Source organism: Aporhodopirellula sallentina SM41 (assembly GCF_000346505.1).
Taxonomy (GTDB): Bacteria; Planctomycetota; Planctomycetia; order Pirellulales; family Pirellulaceae; genus Rhodopirellula; species Rhodopirellula sallentina.
The window spans coordinates 1-8683 of record NZ_ANOH01000300.1; the positions used below are offsets into that span (position 1 = coordinate 1).

Annotated in this window: 10 protein-coding genes; 5 read left to right on the forward strand and 5 right to left on the reverse strand. The window is 55.2% G+C overall.

Annotation, left to right across the window (positions count from 1 at the left end; genetic code table 11):
- The 5 genes from RSSM_RS20240 to RSSM_RS20260 all read left to right on the forward strand — a co-directional run.
- A partial coding sequence (locus RSSM_RS20240; protein WP_044303127.1) for a cytochrome c oxidase subunit II occupies positions 1–602 on the forward strand: 602 nt, incomplete at its 5' end.
- Positions 599–3109 carry a cytochrome c oxidase subunit I gene (ctaD, locus tag RSSM_RS20245; RefSeq protein ID WP_008683068.1) on the forward strand — a complete coding sequence of 837 codons (2511 nt, stop codon included), beginning with the start codon at positions 599–601 and terminating at the stop codon, positions 3107–3109. The genes RSSM_RS20240 and ctaD, both read left to right, overlap by 4 nt.
- Positions 3109–3510: a transmembrane prediction gene (locus RSSM_RS20250; protein ID WP_081613853.1), complete on the forward strand. Its 402-nt coding sequence runs from the start codon at positions 3109–3111 to the stop codon at positions 3508–3510. The genes ctaD and RSSM_RS20250 overlap by 1 nt, the downstream gene beginning before the upstream one ends.
- On the forward strand, positions 3510–4112 hold the full coding sequence (locus tag RSSM_RS20255; protein ID WP_044303131.1) for a cytochrome c oxidase assembly protein: 603 nt from the start codon (positions 3510–3512) through the stop codon (positions 4110–4112). The genes RSSM_RS20250 and RSSM_RS20255 overlap by 1 nt, the downstream gene beginning before the upstream one ends.
- A 23-nt stretch (positions 4113–4135) precedes the next feature.
- Complete coding sequence (locus tag RSSM_RS20260; protein WP_044303132.1) at positions 4136–5194, forward strand: c-type cytochrome; 1059 nt, start codon at positions 4136–4138, stop codon at positions 5192–5194.
- 825 nt (positions 5195–6019) lie between these two features.
- On the opposite strand, the gene RSSM_RS20265 is transcribed toward RSSM_RS20260, so the two are convergent.
- The 5 genes from RSSM_RS20265 to RSSM_RS20285 all read right to left on the reverse strand — a co-directional run.
- Positions 6020–6367 carry a hypothetical protein gene (locus tag RSSM_RS20265; protein WP_044303128.1) on the reverse strand — a complete coding sequence of 116 codons (348 nt, stop codon included), beginning with the start codon at positions 6365–6367 and terminating at the stop codon, positions 6020–6022.
- Between the two features lie 120 nt (positions 6368–6487).
- Positions 6488–6949, reverse strand: a complete 462-nt coding sequence (locus RSSM_RS20270) for an NADAR family protein (protein WP_008683079.1) — start codon at positions 6947–6949, stop codon at positions 6488–6490.
- Positions 6950–7141: 192 nt separating this feature from the next.
- Positions 7142–7552: a putative immunity protein gene (locus RSSM_RS35510; RefSeq protein WP_044303129.1), complete on the reverse strand. Its 411-nt coding sequence runs from the start codon at positions 7550–7552 to the stop codon at positions 7142–7144.
- Positions 7553–7706: 154 nt separating this feature from the next.
- Positions 7707–8000, reverse strand: a complete 294-nt coding sequence (locus RSSM_RS20280) for a hypothetical protein (protein WP_144059983.1) — start codon at positions 7998–8000, stop codon at positions 7707–7709.
- A gap of 172 nt (positions 8001–8172) precedes the next feature.
- A partial coding sequence (locus RSSM_RS20285) for an SMI1/KNR4 family protein (RefSeq protein ID WP_236621263.1) occupies positions 8173–8683 on the reverse strand: 511 nt, incomplete at its 5' end.

An 8683-nucleotide genomic window follows, 5' to 3' on the forward strand; every position in this document is an offset into this window, starting at 1 on the left:
GTGTTGTGTATCGACTGCCCAGTGGCAAACGGGTCGAAACCGCGAACGAGATTCACCTGCCCGTTGGCGAACCGGTTGAGTTCAAACTGACCAGCGAGGACGTCATTCACTCGTTTTGGATCCCGTCGCTCGGTGGAAAGATGGACATGATGCCAGGCCGCGAGAACCGGCTCAAACTACATCCGAACCGCGTCGGAGTTTTCCGCGGTGTCTGCGCCGAGTTTTGCGGCGAGGCTCATGCTCAGATGGCCTTCGACGTCGTTGTGCAGTCGAGAGACGATTACGAACGGTGGCTCGAGTCGCTGCGATCGGTTCCGAGTTCAGTGCACGGCGACGGCTACGAAGTTTTTGAATCGCTCGGCTGTGGTGCCTGCCACACGATTCGCGGAACGAGTTCCGATGGAGTCGTCGGCCCCGACCTGACCCATTTTGGCAGTCGACGCAGCATCGGCGCGGCTGTCGTGGCCAACACTGAGGGCAACCTGCGAAAGTGGATTGAACAAACTCATCGTGTCAAACCCGGCGTCGAGATGCCTGCCTTTGAGGGCGTCGGTGCCGATGAGATGTCCGAGTTGGTTTCCTACTTGAGGGCATTGAAATGACGAATGTCCGCGACCCGAAGGCCGAGCGCTTGCTCAAAGCATGGGAGACGCCGAAAGGATGGCGTTACTGGTCGGCCGTCAACAACAGTGAAGTAGGACTGTGGTACACGCTGACGGCGTTTGCTTTCTTCTTGTTCGGCGGTGTGTTGGCGTTGATCATGCGCGTGCAACTCGCCTTCCCGGAAAACGATTGGTTAACCGCACAGCAGTACAACCAAATTTTCACGATGCATGGCAGCGTGATGATGTTCCTGTTCGCGGTGCCAATACTCGAGGCGATCTCGATCATGTTGTTGCCCGAGATGATGGGGGCTCGCGATCTGCCGTTTCCAAGGCTTTCCGCGTACGGTTACTGGTGTTTCCTTATCGGCGGCGTGTTCGTTTGCGGATCGTTGTTCTTCGGTGTCGGGCCACGCGGCGGATGGTTCATGTATCCGCCGATGACCACCGAATATCAAACCGGCGTCGGTCCCGATATCTGGTTGCTAGGGTTGTCTTTTATCGAGATAGCGTCCATCGCCGCCGCGGTGGAACTGATCGTTGGCGTGCTGAAATGCCGTCCACCGGGAATGCGGCTCAACCTGATTCCGCTCTACGCGTGGTACATCCTTGTCGTCGCGGTCATGATCCTTTTTGCGTTTCCACCATTGATCGCCGGCGATCTATTGATGGAATTGGAACGGGCTCTTGATTGGCCGTTCTTTGATGTCGAACGTGGTGGCGACCCGATGTTGTGGCAGCACCTCTTCTGGATCTTTGGTCATCCAGAAGTTTACATCGTGTTCCTGCCGTCGATCGCACTCGTTGCCATGATCGTACCGACATTCGCGAAGACCCCGATGGCAGGCTACGGGTGGATCGTGCTGGCAGCGGTCGGCACCGGTTTTCTGAGTTTCGGTTTGTGGGTTCACCACATGTTCACAACCGGGCTTCCGGGGATCTCGATCGGGATTTTCTCCGCAGCGTCCGAAGCGGTTGCGATACCCACGGGAGTGCAGATCTTTTGCTTCATTGCGACGCTGTTGATCGGACGTGTGACCAAGAGCGTTTGCTTGCTGTTTGTTCTCGCCGGACTGGCGACGTTCATCATCGGCGGGCTGACTGGGGTGATGGTTGCGATCGCGCCTTTCGATTACCAAGCACACGACACCTATTTCATCGTCGGCCATCTGCACTACGTGCTGGTCGGGGGTACCATCTTCCCGATCGTCGCGGGCTTCTATTACTACTATCCGTTCGTGACGGGAAAACAACTGTCCGAACGTTTGGGGACGCTCGCGTTTTGGCTGCTGTTGATCGGGTTCAACGTTGCTTTCTTTCCGATGCACTACACCGGATTGATCGGAATGCCACGGCGGGTTTACACCTATCCTGCCGAAATGGGGTTTGAAATACCCAACATGATTTCAACGTTGGGAGCGTTTATCATGGGCTGCGGCTTCATCGTGCTGCTGTGGGATGTGTTCCGATCGAAGAAGAAACAACCCTACGTGAAGCGGAATCTGTGGAACGCCGGGACGTTGGAATGGAGCGGACAGGTTCCCGATAAACCATGGGGCATCCGTTCCATCCCGATTATCAGTACGCGGTATCCTTTATGGCAGCAGGAAAACCTGCTCGCGGACATTGACGCCGGGAAGTTCTACTTGCCCGACGCGGAAGAAGGCCTGCGAGAAACGCTGGTCACGAGCACGGTCGATGCCGAGCCGATGCAATGCTTGCGAGTGCCCGGCCCGACTTTCCTTACGTTCTTCGCGGCACTCTTCACCGGTGGCGTCTTTATCTTTTCAACCTACCATTGGTGGATGCTTGCCGGGATTTGCGCAGTCTGCTCGTTCGTGACGATCCTCGTTTGGCTATGGACGGGAACCGCAAACATACCGGAGATAGAGAGCAAGGACGTCGGATTGGGGCTGAGGCTTCCGACGTACGTTTCGGGGCCTGGTGCGGTCGGTTGGTGGGCAATGTTCATCACGATGCTAGGCGACATGACGGCATTTATCTCGCTGGTTTTCGGATACTTCTTCTTTTGGACGGTTCATCAAGAATTTCCGCCGATCGAATTCGATGGTCGACCTGTTGTCGGTCCTGCGGATCCATGGCCGTTGGTTGCCGTCGGGGTAGGCGTCTTGGCATGGGGTATGGTCTTGTTGTCACGCCGATGGAATCGTAAAACGAATCCGATACTGTTCATTGCCGGAAGCGTCGTCACGATTGTGTTGGCAATGGTGACGGCGGGGGCGTTGTTCTGGTCTGCCTATTCCGTCGGAATGGATCCAACGCATCATGCCTATTCCGCGACCGTGTGCGCGTTGATCTTGTGGACCGTTTTGCATATTGCGGTTGGTGCCGTCATGTTGTGCTACTGTTTGGCTCGAAGGCTCGCCAAACGGATGGATCACCTGCATGACGCGGACATCGTTAACGTTACTTTGTATTGGCACTTCCTCGTTCTCACGATCAGTATCACCGGACTGGTCATCGCCGTTTTTCCTAGGGTGGCGTGATGCGGAAAGGGATTCGCAAGCATGACGAGACAAAGCCAACACCCATTCGCGAACGAGTTTGGTGGATCGCGATCGCTCCGAGTTTATGGGCGATTCATTTTCTTGCCTGCTATCTCAGTGCGGCAATCTGGTGCGAGAAGTTTTCCTCCGAACGCGGAAACACCACCCTCCATGGATTGGTAGCGCTCTATTCGCTGATCGCCATCGTCGGCATTTTATGCGTGGCGTGGGTGAGTTACCAGACGCTCAGGCGAGGCAACCACGCCGTGCCATACAATTTTGACGATCCCGCAGAACGAACCCATTTTCTAAGTTTCACCGCGTTCCTGCTCTCCGTACTCAGTGCGATCGCGACCATCTTTACCATTCTCGCGTTCGTTCTGGTGGGAGGATGCGACTGATGAAGCTCGCTGCTTGGAACCTCGGCTGGATGGTCCTTCTGCTTGCATGGCTCGGGCCGTTGCCATCGCTCGCCCAGTCCTCTTTTGCGGCGCATATGACGTTGCATATGGCCGTCGTTGCCGTTGCGGCGCCTCTAATCTCAATCGCGATGGCAGGGCTTCGTTACGATCCGGTGAAACGCGTGCCGGTGCTCTTTTCCCCGATCCCGGCATCGGTAGGTGAACTGCTAATCGTTTGGGCCTGGCATTCTCCTTCGCTACACCATTTCGCCAGACATACCGCGATCGGTTTCGTGATCGAGCAAGGGATGTTCTTGGCTGCTGGCGTCTGGGTTTGGTTGTCCGCGTTTGGAGGGGTTCGGCCGCGTTCACGCTCGCGAAGCGGTGCCGGTGTGATCGGTTTGCTGTTGACGTCGATGCATATGACGCTTCTCGGCGCGTTGCTGACCCTCTCTCCACGATTGCTCTATTCGCATCATCACGCAAGCTACGGTCTCGATCCTTTGACTGACCAACACCTCGGTGGAGCCGTGATGCTAGTCGTAGGGGGAATCGCCTTTCTCATGGGCGGTCTTTGGCTGACTCGCGATCTGTTGACATGAAGGTTTTGGCAAACGGTGCAACCATGAAATTGAGTCTTAAGAGAGTCATGATCGGCGGGGGATTGCTGGCCGCAATCGGCATCGTCGTTCTCGTGTCCGGCGTAGTTCCCGTCAAAGCAAGCAGCGGTCACTGGCCAATTACCAGCTGGCTGCTCGACTTCGCGAGCGATCGATCGATCGCGTTTCATGCTCGCGACGTGGACGTGCCCGATCTCGAACGATCGGAGTTTTTGACTCTCGGGGCCGCAACGTATGATTCCAATTGTCGATTCTGTCACGGTGCCCCTGGACGGCAGCAACCACCGGTGGCACGAGGCATGACGCCAACGCCACCACTACTAAGAGACAATATTTCGCAGATGGAAGATCGTGAACTGTTCTACATCATCAAACACGGAATCAAGTTCGCAGGGATGCCGGCCTGGCCGAGTCAGAAACGAGACGACGAGATCTGGCCGGTCGTGGCCTTCCTCCGTGAGTCAACGAATATGTCCTATCACGAGTATCTGGATCGGGTCGTCGCGGAGTTGCCCGAAGATACTCGCGAGATTGCACGCTGTGTCGCCTGTCATGGTGCCCAGGACGGTGTCCGCGAAAGTGAACGCATACCGGTCTTGCAGGGGCTGAATCGCGACTACCTGATAGCCTCCTTGCGGGCTTACCGAAGCGGTGAACGGGCGAGCGGTGTGATGATGCCCGTCGCACACCGAATGAGCGACGAGGACATCGCAGCCTTTGCGAGTTACTACGCTGACGCGAAGCCAACGCCGCCAGCAACGACGGAAGACGTCGATGAAAGTTCCGTCGAACTCGGTCAGCGTCTTGCCACTCAAGGCGACCGGAAACGCAAGATCCCTTCCTGTGTTGATTGCCACGCAATGAAAGGTTCCCCCAAAAGAGGCGATTACCCAGTCTTGGCGGGGCAACCAAAATGGTATCTACGCAACCAACTCGAGCTGTTCGCAAAGAAAAACCGAGGCGGTGCAAAGGCGACGCTAATGTACCCCATTGCCGACAAACTCAGCAAATCCGAACGCGATGCACTCGCATCTTACTTCGCGAACGTACCGTCGGATGATTGACGCCGACCCCTGGTTCAAATCACAACCGCCCTTGACTGTTTTTGGATCTTCAACACTTAACCACGTCAGCGATCCTGCGGGCGGAGATTTCATCCTCTTCGCGAAGTTTGTGGGACTGTCGCTAAAGCAAGACATTGCGGCAGCCGACCATTGTTGATAACGGCAAATCACTCGCCCGTCACATTGAGCGAGCATACGATGCGATTCGACACCCACGACGGCATTTAGAGCAACGATCGCAATGTGAATGGCTCAGAGGATTTTCAGAAAGGACTTAACCGATGTCGCCGGAATTCGGTGGCCTGAAATCAAACGCGGTCAGCAAAAATGGCTTTGCTCACGTCGAGTATCAAAGCACTCAAGGGTATCCGCCAGGTAGCCCGCGTTGTCGATCTCGACAGTTCACGTAACACAAAGACATTTACGAAACCGTCCAGGTCGAAGAGAGCGACGCCCGAACTGCCGAGAACGGGGCCGAACTGATGCCCGTTGCCAAGGACGAACAGTGCTCAGAAGACCTGAACGCAAAAGCCGTGTTCGCTGGCCCAGCAATCGCCGCAAAAAATTAGTGCAAATTAGAGAGAATTCGTGTTCAACTCACCTCTGATTTCAAAGAATCTTCAGTTAGGACACGAATGAAGTCACGATATCGCCACCGTGATCGATCTCAGCAGGTCACGTACTAAACGCAATAGCGACACCACCCACAACGAAGTGAGCGACATCTGAACTGCAGGGGAGAAGAGCAAGGGCAAGGTTTGTTAACGATGGGCAATGGTGATCCAAAAAAGAAGCGTAATGACGTAAAGTACGTGAAGGGTGCCATTATGTTGATGATGGCGAAAACGGAGCGCCTGACCAGTAACGGAATTCAATTCGTTCGTTCGATTGGCAATATCGAAGGTCGCTGCGTGGATCATCGGACACCCAAACATCGCTCACAATATTGTCGACGTATCGCATCGCTATCACGGCGGCGTCGTTGAGGATCTCGTCAACGAATGCTCGTACGGCTAGAGGTTCGGGCGTGTTTCGCATTGAAGACAAGATGTCCGCATGGGTGTGCCAAGGAAAATTTCGGAAACCAATCGCTACGTCGTCACCATCCAATGCATCGACCGAGAGGATGAACGCCCCATCTGCGCTAAAATGCTCTTCAGACGGAAGTGGCATATCGGTAGCTCACCAATCGATTGTTTTCGAACTGCAACCCAACGCTACAGGAAATCCTACCATGCCAGTCCGCGTCGAAATATTTGGTAGGTGTGCCCGAATGGCCCTAGCGTAAAAAAGTTATCCGGCATTGGCAGCCGATTCAGTTTCTTCATCACGCAGTGCCTGACGTGTCGCCATCAGAAGTTTACCAAGCATGTTCTGCCCACTACCAAGTTTCCCGCAGCCCCAAAAATAGTCGGTGGGTGCGTTCTCAACTAGCTCTTCGTTGCCAGTTGCTAGCAGTGCATCACGAAGGTCAGCATGGGTCGTGAATTTGGCCATCAACGCGTCGCGCATCACGTCGACCTTGACGTCCTCCCAGTCTGGCCGCAACGGAAGCTTGCGTGATTGACCTAGGTTCTTCGCTTCCTTCGGTGTGTGTGAGACCCGAACCCGTTCTTCGTGTTCAGTGCCCGCGAACTTCTGCGACTGGAAGTAGTGTTCTACCGTGGGCCAGTATCGGCCATCAAGTATGAAACCGTGTGCGGAGAAGTTACAAAGGAATCCGTATTCGTCAGAGGGCACGTAGAAGGAGATCATCGGTCTAGCTCAGGTGATGGTTGCGCAAGAGCAGGACACCGCGAACGGCAAAAGGTTCGAGCGGACATCGGAAGCGTTTACGAAACCGCCCCAAACGAAGCGAACGGCGTCTGAACCGTGTGAAATTGTACCTAGGCCAGCTTGCGTCGCGAAAGTTGTAGGGTGTGTCGAAGGCCTTGGCGAAAAAACATGTTATCCATCCCGTAACTCTGGGAAGAGCTGTGGTTGGAGGTGCGGTGCAAGCTGCTGTCGCTGCCAGACGCGTTCAGTGTCCGGGTCGGCAGCCGCCTTGATCGCGTAAGCGGCAGCATGCTGTGCGTGATCTGCGACGTGAGCCGTTGCTGCTGCGTGCCCTGCTGCACGTGCGGCAAAGCAGGCAAGTTGACTTTCGGTGTCTCGCGCTGCGGCGTGTGCAGCGAAGGCCGCGGATCGGGCATCAACCATTGGTAGCTTGCCGCTGACCCAATCGCGAGCTGCAGCGATAGCATCGTGCGGCCGCGCGTCATCAGACTCAGCGGCAGTGAAGATCGCGATTACATGCTCAGCACAATCCGCGGCCCACAACGCAAGTAGCTGGTGGTCAACGAAATGGTCGCTGGTCATTCGAGCAGGGGCGAAGAAGGCAGGGGGCTACGACACCGCCCTGAACGAAGCGAACAATGCCTGAACTACTCGAAATTGTACCAAGGCCAGCCCACGTCGTCAAACGACAGCGGTGTGCCGAAGGCCTAGCGTAAAAACCATGTTAGGCGACCGGTTAATCCGTGGGCAGGCGGCGAAAACCCCAGAGTGCAACCGCCGCAACCAACAAGCCCGTTACCAGCGCAAGCCACCATGACACGTTCGCAAGTGTCATTTGAATCGTGTTTACGTTGTCGATGCCTTGGGCAATCTCTAGGCGGCGTTCGATGGAAACGGTTTCGTCACGAATTTCTGAAGAAATACCGAAAGACGCTAAGTGGGACATGTGGAGAAGGCTGGAGTAAATACTTACGCCGATGCAGCCAAGAACCGCCAAGCCAAGCAACAGACGGCAATAGATAGGTTTCATTGTCGGTAGGTCGCACAACGGAAGGTTTTTACGACACCGCCCTTAACGAAGCGAACGATGCCTGAACTACGGAAATTGTACCAAGGCCAACGCTCGTTGCCAAAGGACGAAGGTGTGCCGAAGGCCTCAGCGTAAAAACCACGTTAGCGGACATTGAATCGCCGTGAACGTGTCAATCGCGAAACGCAATCGGATCGTATGCAACATCCGACGGGTCAATCGTCGACCGTTGGGAATCTAGTACGGATTCGACATAGCGACCGAATGAATCATAGACAATGTCTGGTATGAACGGTTGCGAATCTAGTTCGTGCAATGCTGCGGCATCAACGTCATGGATAGTGAACTCGTCACCGACCGTTGGCAGCGACGAATCGAGAACGATTACGCCACCATCGCCGTGGTCAGCAAGCACAACGAAATTGTTGGGCAACGCGATTGAACGCCGCAATTCTAGTGTGAGGGTCACGGACTCGCGGAGATTCGGAATACCTGTCGCGTGCCAATAGCCGTGCGTTGAGAGCAACCATTTGATTGACGTCGGGAAGCGGGAACCAAGGCTGGATTCGTAGGCCGCAAGTGAAGCTTCGGATTCCGGGAGACGCCCGCGAAACCAGTCGATGTTGGACTCGACGAATCGGCGGAAAGCGTCGAACTCCATTTTGTTTATGTCCGCTAACGGG

Bases quoted from the DNA above. Each gene is read 5' to 3' on its own strand.
- ctaD (WP_008683068.1), top strand. From the start codon at position 599: ATGACGAATGTCCGCGACCCGAAGGCCGAGCGCTTGCTCAAAGCATGG.
- RSSM_RS20250 (WP_081613853.1), top strand. From the start codon at position 3,109: ATGCGGAAAGGGATTCGCAAGCATGACGAGACAAAGCCAACACCCATT.
- RSSM_RS20255 (WP_044303131.1), top strand. From the start codon at position 3,510: ATGAAGCTCGCTGCTTGGAACCTCGGCTGGATGGTCCTTCTGCTTGCA.
- RSSM_RS20260 (WP_044303132.1), top strand. From the start codon at position 4,136: ATGAAATTGAGTCTTAAGAGAGTCATGATCGGCGGGGGATTGCTGGCC.
- RSSM_RS20265 (WP_044303128.1), bottom strand. From the start codon at position 6,367: ATGCCACTTCCGTCTGAAGAGCATTTTAGCGCAGATGGGGCGTTCATC.
- RSSM_RS20270 (WP_008683079.1), bottom strand. From the start codon at position 6,949: ATGATCTCCTTCTACGTGCCCTCTGACGAATACGGATTCCTTTGTAAC.
- RSSM_RS35510 (WP_044303129.1), bottom strand. From the start codon at position 7,552: ATGACCAGCGACCATTTCGTTGACCACCAGCTACTTGCGTTGTGGGCC.
- RSSM_RS20280 (WP_144059983.1), bottom strand. From the start codon at position 8,000: ATGAAACCTATCTATTGCCGTCTGTTGCTTGGCTTGGCGGTTCTTGGC.